The organism is Micromonospora sp. WMMC415 (assembly GCF_009707425.1).
Classification (GTDB): Bacteria; Actinomycetota; Actinomycetes; order Mycobacteriales; family Micromonosporaceae; genus Micromonospora.
In genome coordinates this window covers 3,027,963-3,045,062 of record NZ_CP046104.1, presented here as the reverse complement: position 1 = coordinate 3,045,062, position 17,100 = coordinate 3,027,963, and the positions used below count along the sequence as shown (strand labels likewise).

At 70.9% G+C, this 17,100-nt stretch carries 14 protein-coding genes; 6 read left to right on the top strand and 8 right to left on the bottom strand.

Annotation, left to right across the window (positions count from 1 at the left end):
* Nucleotides 1-63 precede the first annotated feature (63 nt).
* On the bottom strand, nt 64-4,149 hold the full coding sequence (locus tag GKC29_RS14565) for a Pls/PosA family non-ribosomal peptide synthetase (protein WP_230689032.1): 4,086 nt from the start codon (nt 4,147-4,149) through the stop codon (nt 64-66).
* Between the two features lie 329 nt (nt 4,150-4,478).
* Here GKC29_RS14565 and GKC29_RS14560 point away from each other — a divergent pair, with 329 nt between their 5' ends.
* Nucleotides 4,479-5,588: a winged helix DNA-binding domain-containing protein gene (locus GKC29_RS14560; protein WP_155331350.1), complete on the top strand. Its 1,110-nt coding sequence runs from the start codon at nt 4,479-4,481 to the stop codon at nt 5,586-5,588.
* Between the two features lie 4 nt (nt 5,589-5,592).
* Here GKC29_RS14560 and GKC29_RS14555 read toward each other — a convergent pair whose 3' ends face one another.
* Complete coding sequence (locus GKC29_RS14555) at nt 5,593-5,940, bottom strand: hypothetical protein (protein WP_155334141.1); 348 nt, start codon at nt 5,938-5,940, stop codon at nt 5,593-5,595.
* A 404-nt stretch (nt 5,941-6,344) separates the two neighbouring features.
* Here GKC29_RS14555 and GKC29_RS14550 point away from each other — a divergent pair, with 404 nt between their 5' ends.
* The gene (locus GKC29_RS14550) at nt 6,345-7,145 is read left to right on the top strand and encodes a helix-turn-helix transcriptional regulator (RefSeq protein ID WP_155331349.1); all 801 of its coding nucleotides are present in this window, start codon (nt 6,345-6,347) and stop codon (nt 7,143-7,145) included.
* Complete coding sequence (locus GKC29_RS14545) at nt 7,133-7,333, top strand: DUF397 domain-containing protein (RefSeq protein WP_155331348.1); 201 nt, start codon at nt 7,133-7,135, stop codon at nt 7,331-7,333. Before GKC29_RS14550 ends, GKC29_RS14545 begins: the two co-directional genes overlap by 13 nt.
* 18 nt (nt 7,334-7,351) lie before the next feature.
* On the opposite strand, the gene GKC29_RS14540 is transcribed toward GKC29_RS14545, so the two are convergent.
* The 5 genes from GKC29_RS14540 to GKC29_RS14520 all read right to left on the bottom strand — a co-directional run bounded on the left by GKC29_RS14540 (nt 7,352) and on the right by GKC29_RS14520 (nt 12,255).
* Nucleotides 7,352-7,927 carry a hypothetical protein gene (locus GKC29_RS14540; protein ID WP_155331347.1) on the bottom strand — a complete coding sequence of 192 codons (576 nt, stop codon included), beginning with the start codon at nt 7,925-7,927 and terminating at the stop codon, nt 7,352-7,354.
* Nucleotides 7,928-8,091: 164 nt separating this feature from the next.
* Nucleotides 8,092-8,985 (bottom strand): hypothetical protein, encoded by an 894-nt coding sequence (locus GKC29_RS14535; protein WP_155331346.1) that lies wholly within the window; start codon nt 8,983-8,985, stop codon nt 8,092-8,094.
* 224 nt (nt 8,986-9,209) lie between these two features.
* Nucleotides 9,210-10,415, bottom strand: a complete 1,206-nt coding sequence (locus tag GKC29_RS14530; RefSeq protein ID WP_155331345.1) for an ABC transporter ATP-binding protein — start codon at nt 10,413-10,415, stop codon at nt 9,210-9,212.
* A 9-nt stretch (nt 10,416-10,424) separates the two neighbouring features.
* Nucleotides 10,425-11,258, bottom strand: a complete 834-nt coding sequence (locus tag GKC29_RS14525) for a carbohydrate ABC transporter permease (RefSeq protein ID WP_155331344.1) — start codon at nt 11,256-11,258, stop codon at nt 10,425-10,427.
* Between the two features lies 1 nt (nt 11,259).
* Entirely contained in the window at nt 11,260-12,255 is a 996-nt protein-coding gene (locus tag GKC29_RS14520; RefSeq protein WP_155331343.1) for a carbohydrate ABC transporter permease, read from the bottom strand.
* A 292-nt stretch (nt 12,256-12,547) separates the two neighbouring features.
* Here GKC29_RS14520 and GKC29_RS14515 point away from each other — a divergent pair, with 292 nt between their 5' ends.
* On the top strand, nt 12,548-13,792 hold the full coding sequence (locus GKC29_RS14515) for an IS110 family transposase (RefSeq protein ID WP_155329394.1): 1,245 nt from the start codon (nt 12,548-12,550) through the stop codon (nt 13,790-13,792).
* 11 nt (nt 13,793-13,803) lie between these two features.
* Here the strand turns inward: GKC29_RS14515 and GKC29_RS14510 are convergent, their stop codons facing one another.
* Nucleotides 13,804-15,090 (bottom strand): ABC transporter substrate-binding protein, encoded by a 1,287-nt coding sequence (locus tag GKC29_RS14510; RefSeq protein ID WP_155331342.1) that lies wholly within the window; start codon nt 15,088-15,090, stop codon nt 13,804-13,806.
* A gap of 235 nt (nt 15,091-15,325) precedes the next feature.
* Between GKC29_RS14510 and GKC29_RS14505 the strand changes: the two genes are divergently transcribed.
* Entirely contained in the window at nt 15,326-15,904 is a 579-nt protein-coding gene (locus GKC29_RS14505; RefSeq protein ID WP_155331341.1) for a DsbA family protein, read from the top strand.
* A 163-nt stretch (nt 15,905-16,067) separates the two neighbouring features.
* Nucleotides 16,068-16,961 (top strand): endonuclease domain-containing protein, encoded by an 894-nt coding sequence (locus GKC29_RS14500; protein WP_370463343.1) that lies wholly within the window; start codon nt 16,068-16,070, stop codon nt 16,959-16,961.
* The last annotated feature ends 139 nt before the right edge of the window (nt 16,962-17,100 follow it).

The following is a 17,100-nucleotide window of genomic DNA, read 5'->3' as shown; positions in this document are numbered from 1 at the left end:
CGGTTGGTGATGGATGGATGGATGGGGTTCGCCGCGGGCGGTGCGCTCGCGGCCGTACGGGTGTCAGGCCGCCCGTTGCGCAGCGGCGGGTTCCCGAGTGAGCACCCCTTGGGCGGGGATCCCCCGCCATCGGGTGCCGGCAATGAGGTGCTCGCCCTTCATCAGCAGCGAGAGCGAGCCCAGGAAGACGTCGTCGCCGACCACGGAGTCGTAGAGGACGATCGCCCGCGTGCCGATGGTGGCGCCGGGACCGACGGTGACCACCGACATCTTCATCACCCGGTCCTCGAACAGGTGGGTCTGCAGGGACACCTCGGTGCCCACGGTCGCGTCGTCACCGATCTCGACCAGGTCGAACTCGGTGAGGTAGGTGGTCCCGATCCAGGTGCGTCTGCCGACCTGGACCCCGAACCAGCGCAGCACCGGTGGCAGGAACGGCGTGCCGACCAGGAGACCGACGCCGGCGGGGACCGCCGCCGCCTCGAAGAGGCCGGTGACGAACTCGGTGCGGCGGACGAAGCCGCTCCAGAGTGGTTCCACGCGGGGGCGGTAGGTGCCGATGACGTTGCGCTTGGTCGCCGCGCAGAAGGCGATCACCGCGATGCTCGACAGCATCGCGACAAAGGGTGACACCAGCGCCGGGACGAGCAGGTCGCGGCCGTTGGCGAGCCAGGAGAGCGCCCAGAGATACAGGTAGAAGCTGGCCCCGAGCACCGCCGCGGGCAGGGTGGCGCGGAAGAACTCGACCAACAGCCGGTGGGCCACCACCCTGCGCGGCGGGCGGAACGTCTGCTCCTCGGAGAAGGTTCCGCTGCTCTGGCGCACCGGCAGGTGCATCGCCGGTGAGCCCAGCCAGGAGGTGCCCTCCGGGACACCGGCGTCGGGCGGCAGGGTGCTGACGCCGATCAGGGAGCCGTCGCCCAGCACCGTGCCGGCCGGCACGAACGCGGCGTTCCCGACGAAGGCCCGGTCGCCGATCGTGGTGGGCAGGAACGCCACCCGACCGTTGGCGAACGTCGCGGCGCCGAGGCTCGCCATGTCCGCGACGAAGCTGTCCGATCCCAGGGTGAGCAGGTCCGGGTCCAGGTGCGCGGCGGTGGAGACCTCGGCCCCGGGACCGACCTTGGCACCGAGCAGTCGCAGCCAGGGTCCGGTGTAGAGGGTCGCGTACAGCGAGTTCGTGAACGTCAGGCTGGCTTCGAGCAGCTTGTCGGCCACCCACTTGCGCACGCCCAGCATCGAGTGCACCTGATGGTGGACGCCGACCGGCACCCGTCGCAGCACCAGGCGCTTGCCGGCGGCGACCAGCGCACATACGGTCAGCACGTAGACGATGCCGGCCGGAATGGTCGCGACCAGGCCGGCGAGCAGGCCCCGGGTCAGCAGCACCCACCAGACCAGCGCCACGCTGGGCAGCACCATCGCGATCGTCCCGAGTTCCAGGCCGATCAGCCCGATCAGACCGGCTGCGACGTGGTGCAGGCGCCAGCCATGGCGCAGGGGGCGGTAGCTGAGCATGGATTCGACGGTGGGGGCGAGCCGGGTGGTCGGGGCCGGCGGTGACCCGGCCCAGCGGGCTCCGGGCGGCACCGTCTCGCCGTGGACGAGGACGGACTGCTCGCCGAGGCCGGCGTACGCCCCGACCGTGGCGCCAGGTTCGAGGACCGCGTTCGCGCCGACGAAGGCACCCGATCCGATCGTGATCGGCGCGACCACGACCCACCCGTCCTCCGCCCGCCACGGGCGTACCGACACGCCGTACCCGATCGAGGCGCCCGGCCCGACGGTGACCAGGGTCGGCAGGCTGATCGCGCTGGTGGCGATGATGGTCCGGTGGCCGACTCGGGCACCGAGCAGCCGCAGGTAGGTCGCCATCAGGGGAGAACCGCTCAGGACGGTCAGCGGCCCGATCGCCAGCAGCGTGTTCAACGCCCAGAGCCGGACGTAGGTCGGCCCCCACAACCGGTACCGGCCCGGCCGGATGCCCGCGGCCAACGGCCGGGCCAGCAGCACCGGCAGCACCCAGCGCACGCCGAGGTAGCTGAGCAGGATCGCGACCATCAGCTCGGCGAGGACGCGGGCCGACGCGAAGCCGTCGTTGCGGGTGTAGACGTAGGAGACGGGCAGCGTGACGGCCAGCAACAGCAGGTAGATCACCGCCCCCTGGCCGAACCCGGCCAGGGCGATCCGCCGGCTGGGGTGCCGCAGCGGTTCGGGACGGGGTGGTGCGGTCGTCCCGCCAGCCCGCTCGGCCGCGCCGAGACGAGCTGCCATGCCGCGTACGGTCGGGTGGGCGTACAGGTCCCGGACCGCTGGGCTCACGCCGACGTTGCGGGCGCGCAGCAGCGACACGACCCGCGCCGCGAGCAGCGAGTGCCCGCCGAGATCGGTGAAGAAGTCCGCCTCGACCGAGAGCGTCTCGGGCTCGATGCCGAACGCCTCCGCCCAGGCCGCACGTACCTGCTCCTCCAGCCCGCCGGCGGCCGCGACGACCGGGCCGGTCGTGCGGGTGAGGCGGCGGCACGGCGCGGGCAGCCGCTTCCGGTCGACCTTTCCGCTCGGCATGGTCGGCAGCGCGGTGACGACGTCCAGGAAGGACGGGACCATGTAGCCGGGAAGCCGGGTCTGGAGGGTCTGGCAGAGCCGGCCGGTCAGTTCCTCCCAGCCGCGCTCGTCATCGTCGAGCGGAACGACGTAGGCGGCCAGCTCGCGGGGAGCGTCCGGGCCGTCGGCGACCGGCACGAGCGCGGCCACGGCCTCGGCCACCCCGACGTCCTCCAGCAGCACGCTCTCGATCTCGCCCAGGTCCACCCGGTGGCCGCGGATCTTGACCTCGGAATCCGCCCGGCCGAGGTACTCGATCTCACCGTCCTCGGTGATCCGCCCCAGGTCACCGGTGCGGTAGAGGCGGCTGCCGGGCGGCGCCAAGGGATGCTCGATGAACCGGTCGGCGGTCAGTTCCGGGCGACCGACGTACCCGCGAGCCACCCCCGGGCCGCCGATGCAGATCTCGCCGACCTCGCCGTCGGCGACCGGCCGCCGCTCCTCGTCCAGCAGCACCGCCGAGTAGGTCGGCAGGGGCCGTCCGATGGTGACCGTCCGTCCGGGCAGCAGTTCGCCCCACGTGGCGGTGACCGTGGCCTCGGTCGGACCGTAGGTGTTGAGAATTCGCCGGCCCGGCCTGCTCCACCGCTCGACCAGTTGTCCCGGGCACGCCTCTCCCCCGACGAGCAGGTTCCGGATCCGGGGCAGGTCCCGGGGGATCGTGGCCAGCAGCGTGGGTACGCAGTAGAGAACGGTGATGCGCGCCTCGTCCAGGAAGTCCGCGAGCTCAGCGCCGAGGCGGCGGGAGTCGTTCGGCCCGGCCACCAGCGTCGCGCCGACCGACCAGGTCGGCCAGATCTCTTCGATCGCGAAGTCGAAGGCGATCGTCATGCCCTGGTAGACCCGGTCGCTCGGCCGTACGTCGTACACGCCGGGCACCACGTCCAGGAAGTTGCAGATGCTCGACTGCGCGACCTCGACCCCCTTGGGCCGGCCGCTGGAGCCGGAGGTGTAGATCACGTAGGCGGTGGGGTCAGGTACGCCGTCGCGGCTGAGGTCCGGCCGATCGCTCGGCGCCGAGGCGACCTCGGCGACGTACTGGTCGAGGACGAGAGCGCGCCGGTCCCCCACCCGGTCGGCGAGCGCCGAGGAGGTCAACACCAGGTCGACATCGGAGTCCTCGGCGATGTAGGCGACCCGGTCGGCCGGGGACTCGGGGTCGATCGGTACGAACGCGGCGCCGGCCTTCCCCACGCCCAGCAACGCCACGTACGTCTCGACCGAGCGTTGCAGCAGGATGGCCACCCGGGAGCCGCTCGCGACGCCGAGGGCCCGCAGCCGGTGGGCGAGCCGGTTGGCGCGCTCGTCCAACTCGCGGTAGGTCAACGACGCGCTGCCGCACTCGAGCGCGACGGCCGCCGGTGTTCGATCGCACGCGGATTCGAACACGTGGTGCAGCCGACGCGTGCCGGCGACCGCGGGCCCGTCCGGCTGCCCGCTCGCCGAGTACCCGGTCGCCGAGCCCACGAGGCGGACGTCCGCCTCCGGGGGACGCTCCGGTCGCTCAGTTGACCTTGACGTGCCGAGGGACCCGAACTGCTGCACGGAACCGCCAACCTCCTGCGCCGAACACGTCTCGAACACATGTGCCGTGCAGCCACGACCGTGCCGGACTCGGCGGGTCACCCGGGGAGGTGACGCAGGAGTGCCGGCAGGCATGGAGACCACGGCGCATAACTCACGAAAGGTGAAAATCCGCCGTAAGGCCGGCAGAGCAACATGAAGGTAGCAGACACTCTCATCCCGGGTCGGCGAAAAGCTGATTGACGCCACAATCAGCGTTTCGCGGAGCCGGCGGGGCTGAGGCCAGCCGGCGGGTTCCGGGCAAGTGGGGTGGTCCTAGGGTGGTACAGACCCCCTGACCGAGGAGCCCCATGGCCGTGGAGCTGACCGCACAGGCCGCGCTCGCGCTGCGGATGAGCAGCCTGCTGCTACGCCCGCACCCGACCGTCCACCTCCGGACGGTCGGCGAGGTGGTCGAGTGGTTCGGCGCGATGCAGGCCCAGGACCTGGCGAGCGGCATGTGGTCGCTGGGCGTCCGGCTGCCTGAGCTGCGGCACAGCGACGTGCACGCCGCGCTGGAACGCCGGGAGGCGCTGCGCACGTGGCCGATGCGGGGCACCCTCCACCTCGTCCCGCCCCGGGACGCCCGCTGGATGCTGGAGCTGACCGGCGTCCGGGTCCGGACCGCCGAGGCCACCCGCCGCGCGCAACTCGGCCTCACCGAGGTCGAGGCCGAGCGGGCGGTGGCGGTGCTCGGGGGCGCGCTGGTTGGCGGCGGCCGGCTGACCCGCGCGCAGTGCCTGGCGACGCTGGAGGCGGCGGGCATCGGCACCACCGGGCAGCGCGGCTACCACCTGCTGTCGCACGCGAGCTTGACGGGCGTCACCTGTCTCGCCCCGAACGTCGGCGCCGAGCAGACCTTCGTCCTGCTCGACGAGTGGGCGCCGGGGCAGCACCGGCCGGAGCGGGACGAGGCCCTGGCGACGCTCGCCCACCGGTACGTCCGCTCCCACGGCCCGGTCACCGCCCGGGAGTTCGCCGGCTGGACGGGGCTGACGCTCACCGACGCCCGCCGGGGCTTCGCCGCCGCCGGCGACGCGGTCGCTCCGGTGCTGGTCGACGGCGAGACGGCGATGGTCGATCCGGTCCTGCTCGACACCGCTCCCCGCCCGGTGGACGACCTGCTGGTGCTGCCCGGCTTCGACGAGTACCTGCTGGGCTACCGGGACCGCTCACTCATGGTCGATCCCGCGCACACGAACGCGATCGTGCCCGGCGGTAACGGCGTCTTCCAGGCCACCGTCGTGCGTGGCGGCCGGGTGGTGGGCACCTGGAAGCGAACGATCGACAAGGCCCGGGTGACGGTGACCGTCGCACCGCTCGCCCCCTTGGACGACCGGGTCCGGGCACGGGTGGAGCGGGCCCTGGCCCGCTACGCCACCTTCCTCGACCGGTCACTGCGTCTCGTCTGGTCCGGATGACATCTCATCCGGGCAGCGAGGGCGGGCCCACCATGGGTCTGCGGAACGGGCCCCAGCCCACGAAGCGGTCGAACAGGTCGCGCGGGCGCGGCCCGTCGTGCGGGTTCAGGTGGTAGAGGTCGTGCATCGCCTCGTACAGCAGGCCGGCGAGGTAGATCGACAGGGTCGGGTACCGCCCGTCGAACTCGGCCTTGAGCAGGAGGCGGGCCTCGGCGCACGGCCACGGCTGGCCACACGCCCGGCACGCCCACACCGGCCGCAGCGGGGTGTGCGGCGGCACGCGCTCGGTGCGGTAGCGGGGGTGCTCCGGGTACGGCCCGAGCCTCGGCTGCGGCAGGTCGGTGAAGCTCACCACCGGCCCCCGTTCGCCCGCCACCGCTGGGCCGGGGTCAACCAGCCGGCGCGGCCGGGGCGGGGGTAGGCGGCGGTCGGCTCCGTCATCCACGCCGGCAGGTTCGCGCGCCGCACTCGTCGCGGCAGCGCCGGCGGGTCATCGTCGCGGCAGCGGAACCAGCGGGTACGCACATCGACCTCCTCGGTGGTGGAAGGAGGCCGCTCTGCCCTGGGGGAAGCAGAGCGGCCGGCCGCAGGACCCGCCCCGTCCACCTCTTGATACCGAAGCGGGTCCGCGTAGTGACAGTCTGCTGAGGACACCGCTACGGTCGATACGTGCTCCCGCCATCCGTGCAGGTCAGGGCAGCGGTTGAGCAGGCACGGGGGACATGTCGACGAGGACGAGCAGGAGTTGAGGAATCGATGGGGACCGCTGCCGGGTACATCATCAGCGAGCTGCGCCTGTTCCGGGCCGGCCTCGGGCTCAGTCAGGAGGACTTCGGCCGGGGCATCGGGTACTCGGGCTCGCACGTCAGCTCGGTCGAGACCGGCGGCCGGGCGCCCACCAAGGAGTACATGGCGGCCGTCGACAACACCCACCGGACCGGGGAGCGGTTCACCCGGATGCTGCGCGACCTGGGCCAGCTCGACACCGCGCCACCCTGGCTGCGGGAGTGGATCGAGTTCGAGCGGGAGGCGACCACGCTGCGCTGGTTCGAGCTGGCCTACCTCCCCGGCCTGCTGCAGACCGAACGGTACGCCCGCGCCACGCTCAGCGGCGGCCGGTTCACCGCCGAGGAGATCGAGCGGAACGTGGCGTCCCGGCTGGACCGGCAGGCGATCCTGGACCGCGACGAGCCGCCGCAGCTCATCGCGGTGGTGGACGAGTCGGTGCTGCGCCGGCCGGTGGTCGACCAGCCCGGGCTGATGCTGGAGCAGTGCGAGCGGCTGGTGGAGCTGGCGGCGCGGGAGCACGTCCAACTGCACGTCGTGCCACCGGATGCCGGGATGTACCTCGGGCTGGCCGGCCAGTTCATCATCGCCGAACTGCCCGACGGCACCCGGGTGGCCCACGCCGACAACCAGCTCAAGGCGCAGATCGTCGATGCCCCGGCGGATGTCGCTAAGCTTGCCAAGACGTGGGAGATCGTTCGCAACGAGGCGCTCCCCCGCCGGAAGTCGATCGAGCGAATCAAGGAAGCGGCCAAGTCATGGATGTACTGATCCCCCGGTGGCGCAAGTCGAGCAGGTCCGGCGGCAACGGCGGGTCGTGCGTCGAGGTGGCCGACAACCTGCCGGACGTCGTGCTGGTGCGCGACACCAAGGACCGCGACGGCGGCACTCTCACCTTCAGCCCGTCGTCGTGGCGGTCCTTCGTGGATCTGGCGAAGCGGATCGCCCCACTGGGCTGATCCGCATTCGTCGCGGCGTCACCGCACGATGCGGCGCAGCGCGGTCCTACGCCTGCGATCTGGCGTGTCCAGTAGTTTCGGAATCCGGCCCGGCGGCCGGTCCGCCGGCCAGCGCCGTCCGAGCGCGCGCGTGGGAGGTGGCCACATCGGGCCGCTCACGATCTGGAAATTCTCCAGAACGACAACAAGCGCCTTCTCCACCGCCGGGAGGCGGCTGCGGAACTCTTCGTCACTGACCTTGTCGTGCAGGGCGGCGAACGGGCGCAGCCGGTTGACCTCGCCCTCCAACATCAACACATCGGTGCGGAGACGGTCCCAGTACAACGCCTCGCGCCGGACGAGCGCCACCCGCTCGACGAGCAGGCGCACCTTGGCCATGAGGTCGTCGGCGGCGACCGCCTCGCCGTGGGCCTCCTTCACGGCCTGCATGTACTGGGCTGCCGGAACCTCCTCCTCGAACACGACGAGGAGCTCGGTGACGTCCTTCTCCCACCTCTCCCGGCGGCGCCCGCGACCCTGGACCCAGGGCACGACGAGGATCTGGACCACGCAGGTGACGGCGAGCGTGACAAGGCCTCCGACGAGTACGGTCACGCCGACGCGGTAGACGCGCGGCCCTGCCGGATCGGGATGGCTCGCTGTCTCCCCGCGGTCGGGTGAGCGACAGCGAGCCGTCCGGATCCGGCCCCTCCGGTCAGTCGGCCAGCGCCAGCGGGAGCCACCATCTCGGCGACGCGGTCAAGCACCCCGCATCACGATCACGTGTCGAGGGGGCGCCACTGGCCGGAGGTGTAGCAGTGGTCGCTGGCGTCGGTGGGGCAGTACGCGCTCTTGTAGGTGTGGCTGCCGAACGCCTGCACGAAGATGTAGTCGATCTGCCGGTTCGTCTTCGGACGGGTCGGGAACGTGTCCCCGAGGACCAGGTCCACCATGTTGCCGTACGCGCCCGGCAGCTTGTCCCGGGTCAGGTTGAAGTCGCCGGCCAGGGAGAATCGGCGTCCCGGCTCCATCCAGGCCGTCGCGTTCCAGATGTACTCGGCGGCCTGGTGAATGGTGTCGCTTTCCTTTCCGGCGCCGAGGTGCGAGGTGCACTGCCCCATGGGGCCCGCGTAGGTGCCGAGTTTCAGGCACAGCATGGTGCGGCATTCCGTTTCCGCGTCGGTGCAGGTCTTGCCCGGGTTGGACAGGAACCAGGCCCGCCCGTCCTGGCGGACCCCGCCGGGATGGAAGATCGCGTTGCCGAACTCCTGATTCCCGCAGTTGGTCTCCCGTTGCTTGCTGACCACGAAGGTGCCGGCGCTGTTCAACCGATCCGCCAGCGTCCGGAACGAGGTCACACAGATCTCGTTGACGGAGATGAACCAGGCCCCGTCTGCCACCGCCATCCAGACGAGGACGTCCCGTGCGGTGGCGGCCTGCTCGATCGTGCACGCCTCCCGCTTCGCGTTGCAGATGTTGTAATGGTGGATCTTCGCACTCACCGCCGCCGTCGACATCACCGCCGGAGCCGGGCGGGGCGTCGCCGGACCGGCAATGGTGATCACCGGAGGCGCCGGCACCTCGGCCGCGGCGGCGGCGACACCGGTCGTCGTGACGGCGGCGCCGGTGCTCATTAGAAGGACCGCAATGGACAGGGCCAGTCCGCGTCTCATGGTCGCCACTCCAATCGTCGGTAGCCGCCATGAGCTCATATACATCGATCTGTGTCAACTTGTTGATCAGCGACGCGGCGGCCCGGCCGCAGGATCGCGCGGAGGCGTCCAGGGTCAGGGGGTTGCCTTCCGCCGGTTCGGGAACACGACGGATGGCCAGCTGTCACCCCCATTCGGAGACGCGGACAGCCGGCCATCCGTTCGACGGATCCAACCCCTCCCGCTCAGTCGGCCAGCGCGCCCGCCGCCCGGCCCTCGTGCAGGGTCAGGTTGCGCCCGGTGTTCGGGTCGAACAGGTGGATCTTCTCCAGGTTGAACCAGACCCGGTGGTTCTCCCCCTCGCGTACGGCCGACTCGGCCGACAGCCGGGTGACCAGGCTCGCGCCCCCGCCGGTGAAGTCGGCGCCGGCGTCGGCGGCCAGCTCCTCCAGCTCGGCGGCGCTGGCCCGCTCCCCCTCGACGCCGAAGTAGACGTACTTGTCGGAGCCCATCGACTCGACGATCTCCACCGGCGCCTCGAACTCCATGCCCCGGCGGCGGGTGTCGTCGTCGACCAGCGCCGCGTCCTCGAAGTGCTCGGGCCGGATGCCGAGGATCAGCTCGCGCGGGGCGTCCGCGTCGTCGAGCTGGCGGCGGACCCGGTCGCCGAGCGGCACGTCGCCGAGCGCCGTCCGCAGCGAGCCGTCCTGCACGGCCGCGTGCAGGAAGTTCATGGCCGGCGAGCCGATGAACCCGGCGACGAAGAGGTTGCGCGGGTGGTCGTACAGCTCCTGCGGCGGGCCGACCTGCTGCACGGCGCCGCCCCGCATGATGACCACCCGGTCGCCGAGGGTCATCGCCTCGGTCTGGTCGTGGGTCACGTACACGGTCGTGGTGCCGAGCTGCTTCTGCAGGCGGGACACGACGGTCCGCATCTGCACCCGCAGCTTGGCGTCGAGGTTGGACAGTGGCTCGTCCATGAGGAACGCCTTGGGCTGGCGGACGATCGCCCGCCCCATCGCCACCCGCTGCCGCTGGCCGCCGGAGAGGTTGGCCGGCTTGCGGTCCAGCAGCGGGGTCAGCTCCAGGACCTTCGCCGCCTCCTCGACCTTCTGGTTGATGGTCTCCTTGTCCAGCTTCTGCAGGCGGAGCGGGAACGCCATGTTCTCCCGGACGGTCATGTTCGGGTAGAGGGCGTAGGACTGGAACACCATCGCGATGTCCCGATCCCGGGGGGCCTTGTCGTTGACCCGCTGGCCGCCGATGCGCAGCTCGCCGGAGCTGATGTCCTCCAGGCCCGCGATCATGTTGAGGGTGGTGGACTTCCCGCAGCCGGACGGTCCCACCAGGATGACGAACTCGCCGTCGGCGATCTCCAGGTCGACGTCGGCCACCGCGACGGTGCCGTCCGGGAACTTCTTGCTCACCTTGTCGAGCACGATGTCAGCCACGACTACCACCTATCCCTTGACTGCGCCGGAGGTCAGGCCGGAGACGATGCGGCGCTGGAAGAAGAGCACGAACAGGATGATCGGAATGGTGATCACCACGGCGGCGGCGCAGATCGCCCCGGTGGGGTCCTCGAACTGTGACTCGCCGGTGAAGAACGACAGCGCGACCGGCACCGTACGGGCCCGTTCGGTGGAGGTCAGCGTGATGGCGAACAGGAAGTCGTTCCAGCAGAAGATGAAGACCAGGATCGCCGTGGTGAACAGCCCCGGCGCGGCCAGCGGCGCGATGACCCGGCGGAACGCCTGGCCCTGCGTGGCGCCGTCCATCTTCGCCGCCTTCTCCAGATCCCACGGGATCTGCTTGAAGAACGCCGACAGCGTGTAGATGGCCAGCGGCAGGGCGAACGTGATGTACGGCAGGATCAGGCCGGGCCAGGTGTCGAAGAGGCCGAGCTGCCGCTCGATCTCGAACAGCGGCGACACCAGCGACACCTGCGGGAACATCGCGATCAGCAGCGACACGCCGACGAGCAGCTTCTTGCCGGGAAAATCCAGCCTGGAGATCGCGTACGCGGCCATCGCACCGAGCACGACCGCGATCAGGGTGGCGATCAGGGCGATGCCGATCGAGTTGACCAGGGCACGGACGAACTGGTCGGTCTGGAAGATCGTCCGGTAGTTGTCCAGCGTCCACTCGCGCGGGATGAACTTCCCGTCGGTGAGCGTGGCCGGGGTCTTGAACGACAGCGACGCGATCCACAGCACCGGGATCAGCGCGAAGACGACCACGAGGACGTCGAGCAGTCCCCAGCGCAGCTTGGCCTTGGTGGTGGTGTCCGCCATGTCAACGCCTCTCCCCGTCGTCGCTGCCGGGGGCAGCGGTACCGAACAGCTTCACGAAGATGAAGGCGATGATCGCCACGGTGATGAAGATCAGCACCGACATCGTGGACCCGATGCCGAGGTTCAGACCCCGGATCAGGTTGTTGTAGGCGATCATCGACACCGACGACGTCTCGTTCGCCCCGGACGTCAGGACGTAGATGTTGTCGAAGACCCGGAACGCGTCCAGCGTGCGGAACAGCAGGGCGACCAGGATCGCCGGCTTCATGACCGGCAACATCACCTTGGTGAACCGCTGCCAGGCCGTCGCCCCGTCGGTGGAGGCCGCCTTGAGCAGATCCTCCGGCACCAGGGCCAGGCCGGCCATCAGCAGCAGCGCCATGAACGGCGTGGTCTTCCAGATCTCGGCGAGCATGATGATCGCCAGTGAGCTGGCCCGCTCGGTCAGCGGCGCGCCCTCGCTGAACAGGTTCGCCAGGTAGCCGGTGCCGGGCGTCCACGCGTACCGCCAGGAGAACGCGGCGACGACCGTGACGATGCCGTACGGGATCAGCGCCGCGGTCCGGACGATCCCCCGGCCGACCAGCGTCCGGTGCATGATCAGCGCCAGCCCCATGCCGAGCACCAGCTCGACGGCGACCGTGACGACGGTGATCAGCACGGTGACGCCGAACGCCGTCCACCAGAAATCGTTGGTCAGCACGGTCACGTAGTTCTCCAGCCCGATGAACTCGCGCTGGTCGGGGAAGCGCAGGTCGAAGCGCTGCATCGACAGCCAGACCGAGTAGAGGATCGGGTACGCCGTCACCAGCACCATGACCAGCGCGGCCGGCGCGCAGAGCAGCCAGCCGAGCTTGCGCTCGGCGCGCTTGTTCTCGCTCAGCGGGGCCTTGCGGCGGCCGGCCCGCTGGGCGGGCACGGCCGCGTGCCGCCCGGTGCGGGTGGCGGTCTCGTCGGCGGAGACGTCCGCCCCCGCCGGCGTCGCGTTGATGCTCATGCCGTCACCTCCCGGCGGCCGGAGTCGACCGCGTAACGGGTGCACTCGCTCATTGGTGCACCCTTGTCTCACTCGAGCTGATGTTGGTTCGAGTGCACCGGTGACCGTCGGGCCATCGCCCAGCTCTCTCGATCTTTGAGGTCCAGCGTGAGTTCTGCGAGGCCCGGCGGCCCGGGACACCCCGACTGGCAACAGGGCTATGCGCCGTCGAGCGCCGCTCAATGAGCGACCGGCAGTGGTGTCCCGGAACCGCCAGGTGCTTCCCCACTGGTAGCGCAGCGGAGAGGCAACCATGAGTGTGACCGACAGTGCCGCGTCGGCGCGAGGGAACTCGGCCGGGGTGGACTGGGCCAAGGACGACTACGCCGTCTGCGTCATCGACGCCGACGGTGAGCCGTTGGAGCGGCTGACGCTGACATACACCAAGACCGGCCTGAGACGGCTGATCGACCTGCTCGACCGGCATCGGGTGGACGCGGTCGGCATCGAACGCCCGGACGGCCCGATCGTCGATGCGCTGCTGGCCGCCGACACGACCGTATACGTGATCCCACCCTCGCAGGTCAAAGCACTGCGCCGACGGTACGGCTCGGCCGGGAACAAGGACGACCGGTTCGACGCCTACGTCCTGGCCGACACGGTACGCACCGACCGGCGACGGCTGACCCCGCTCGTGCTGGACAGCCCACCGACCACCGCGCTGCGCAAGCTGTGCCGCGCCCGCAAAGACCTCATCGCCCACCGCATCGCGGTCGCCAACCAGCTGCGCGCTCACCTGGCCACGGCCCTGCCGGGCACCGTCGAGCTGTTCAACGACATCGACTCGCCGATCAGCCGGCAGTTCCTGACCCGGTTCACCACCCAGGACGCCCTGGACCGGCTGTCGCCCACACGCCTGGCCGGCTGGCTCAAGAGCGTGAGCTACAGCGGCCGCACCGACCCAGCCGTGCTGCACGCCCGCATCACCGCCGCGCCTCGCGGCGCCACCGGCGACTACGGACAGACCCTGGCCGGTATCACCCGCGCCTACCTCGCCACCCTGGCCGCGATCGTGGCCCAGATCGACACCCTCAACCAGCAGATCACCGACACCCTCGACCGGCACCCCGACCGGGACATCTTCACCAGCCTGCCCCGCTCCGGCACCGTCCGCGCCGCCCGGCTGCTCGCCGAAATCGGCGACGCCCGCGGCCGATTCCCCACCCCAGCATCCCTGGCCTGCCTCGCCGGCGTCGCCCCGTCGACCCGCGAATCCGGCAAGGTCCGCATCGTCGCCTTCCGCTGGGCCGTGGACAAACAACTCCGCGACGCCGTCTGCGACTTCGCTGGCGACAGCCGCCACGCCAACCCCTGGGCAGCCAACCTCTACCAACGAGCCCGCGCCCGCGGCCACGACCACCCCCACGCCGTCCGCATCCTCGCCCGCGCCTGGCTCGACATCATCTGGAAGTGCTGGACCACCAACACCCCCTACAACCCCGACCGGCACCGAGCCCTCCAACACTTGCTCAGCCAAGATCAACCGGCGATGGCTTGACACAGGGCAACTCACGGCAGGACCCCCTTCGATTCCAGCGCGTCGGAGATGGCGTCGCGCAGTTCGTCCGCGGTCGCAACCGGGTCGATCGCCGACGGCGGCGAGAGGATCGCCGACATCACCGTGGAGATGCTCTGGTACGCCGGGGTCAGCGGCCGCACCGCCGGCTCCTTCAGCTCCTCGAGGATCGTCTCCTTCATCGGGTACGCCTCGGTCATCTCCGGGTCGTCGTAGATGCTCTCGATGGTCGGCGGGACACCGTCGTTGATCGCGGAGAACTTCTGGTTCTTCTCGTTGCGGATGCACGTGGCGGCGTCGAACGCCTCCTCCGGGTGCTCCGAGTAGGCGCTGACGGCCAGGTTCACGCCGCCGATCGTGACCTTGCTCGGGGTGCCCGGCTCGATGCCCGGCACCCGCGCCCAGCCGACCTGCCTGGCCAGCTCCGGGTCCGCCTCCTGTAGCGCCGGGTAGACGAACGGCCAGTTCAGCTGGAACGCCCCGGCGCCGGACTGGAACTCCAGCCGGACCGGGTCCTCGGTGGCGTTGCTGAACGACGGCGACGTCACGCCCGACGTGGCGAAGCGCTGCAGCTGGGCGAGGGCTCGCACCGCCCCCTCGTCCATCACCGCCTCGGTGCCGTCGTCGTTGAGGATCCGCCCGCCGGCGCTCTCGACGAGCGTGTTGAAGAGCACCACCAGGCCCTCGTACTGGGCGCCCATGGTGAGCACCTGGTACGGCTTGCCCTGGTTCTTCAGCTCCTGGGCGGCGACGATCATCTGGTTCCACGTCGCCGGCGGCCCGGGCATCAGGTCCTTGCGGTACCAGAGCAGCTGCACGTTGGTGTTCTTCGGCGCCGCGTAGAGCCGGCCCTCGTACCGGGCGGTCTCCAGCGGGCCCTCCAGGGTGCCCTGCTCGGCCTCGGCCCGGTTCTCGCCGGTCCACTCCAGGATCCAGTCCGCGCTGGCGAACTCCTGGGTCCAGGTGACGTCGAGGCCGAGGACGTCCATGCCGGTGTCCTCGGCGGCGAGCCGGCGGACCATCTGCACCCGTTGCTCGTCGGCCTGCCGGGGCAGCACCCGGTAGACGATGTTGTACCGGCCCTGCGCCTGGGCGTTGCAGTCGTCGACGACCTTCTGCAGGTTCTGCTCGGGCGGGTAGTACAGGTTGATCGTGGGCGTACCGCCGTCACCGCCGGTCCCGCAGGCGGCCATGGGCGCCACCAACGTCAGCGCCGCGGCGGCGGCGACCGCGCGGGCGCGGGGTCGACGTCGCCGTCGGGCCTGGTCAGAGTCGCTCATCACCCCTCCCCTCCTTCTCGGCCAAAGCCGGGGGAAGGCTCCGTGCCCCGGCGCACGGCGAGACGGACGGGGCGCCGACCGGACAGATGCGTCGCGCCCCGGGCGTTTCGTGGCCTGAACACTGCCCGACCTGCGAAGTTCCGAAACCTGACGGCAACCGGAGCGCCACGATCCGTCCCGGTGTGGCGCACATCACCACGCTGCGGGCCGGGACGGGCGCCCGTACGCTCGCCCGATGGACGTCACCTTCTTCTTCGACCCCGCCTGCCCGTGGACCTGGCGTACGTCCCGCTGGCTGGTGACCGTCGCCGACGCCCGTAACCTGCGCATCGAGTGGCGGGCGTTCAGCCTGGCCCTCCTCAACGAGGGGAACGTGCCGCCGGAACGCACCGATGCGATGACCGCCTCGAGCCGGGCGCTGCGCCTGGTGGAGGCGCTGCGCGCCGAGGGGCGGCACGACGACGCGGGCCACTTCTACGCCGAGCTGGGCACCCGCACGCACGACGCCGGCAACCGGCCGGACACGACGATCGTGGACGCGGCCGTCGAGGCGGCCGGGCTCGGCGGCGCGGCGGCGGCGCTCGACGACGAGCGCTGGGACGCGGCGGTACGCGAGTCGCACGCGCTCGCGTACACGTCGGTGGGCCCGGACGCCGGCTCGCCGGTGCTGATGCTGCCCGGCGCCGAGCGCGGCCTGCACGGGCCGATCCTGACCGAGGTGCCCGGCACCGATGACGCCCTGACCATCTGGGACTGCACCGTCCCGCTGATGCGCCTGCCCACCTTCCACGAACTGAAACGCGCCCGCCACTGACCCCGCCCCGGCAGGATCCGCGCAACTTCGGGGAAGATGTCCCCTCGCCGCGCGCCGAGGCAGCATCTTCCCCGAAGTTGCCCTGCCGAGCGTCGGGTAGGCCGTGGTGGCTGGTTATCCACAGGGGCAGACGGGGGCGGTGGGGGTCGTCCACCGTGGATGGATGCCGGTTCCTCCTCGACGGCCCGCGCGCCTGCAGGGGCGCCTCTTTCGTGGGTCCCAGGTCGTGTCCCAAGGGCTGCTCACCCGCGCTGAGCTGCGAAGCACCGCATGGCGGCCACTCTTCAAGGACGTCTACGCCGACGCCGGACTCGTCGTCTCGCATCCGACACGCTGCGCGGCAGCGGCACGGTGGTTGATCCCGCCCGGCGCGGCGATCGCCGGGCGAAGTGCCGCGGCCCTGTTCGGAGCCGGCCGCGTGGAGGCACACGAGTCACTCGACGTCCTGGTGCCCACCGGCCGGCGGTTCGGTCCGGTGAGCGGCCTGGCCGTGCACACCGCCACCCTGCCCGGGACCGACGTGGTCCTCCGGGCCGGCGTTCCGGTCACCACGCCGGAACGCACCTGCTGGGATCTCGCGCAATGGCTCCGGGTGGAGGATGCCGTCGCCCTCGTCGACGTACTCGTCCGTCGCCAGCTCGTCGACCCCGCGCGGCTGAGCGAGCGGGCGCGCCGACACACGGGAGAGCGCGGCTGGAAGCGGATGCTCCGGGTCGCCGACCTGACCGACGGGGGCGCGGAGTCGCCCCCGGAGTCCCGCCTCCGGGTGCGGCTCGTCCTGGCCGGCCTCCCCGCCCCGGCAACCCAGTTCGTGGTCGAACGCGATGGCGCCTTCGTCGCCCGACTCGACCTCGCCTGGCCGCAGTGGAAGATCGCGATCGAGTACGACGGCATCTGGCACCACGACCCGGAACAGCTCCACCGCGATCGGCGCCGGCTCAACCGGCTGGTCGGTGACGACTGGATCGTCCTGCACCTGACCTCGAAGCGCCTCGCGACCGACTTCGACGGCTTCCTCGCCGAAGTCCGCCACGCCATCCGCACCCGCAAACGGTGAGACCCGCGCCAGCGAAGGACGGACACGTCCACGCGTCGAGGGACACGGGTCAACTTCGGGGAAGATGCTGCCTCCCGCGCGGACGAGACAGCACTTTCCCTGAAGTTGCGCGGCCGGGCCGGGGTCGGGGTCGGCGGTG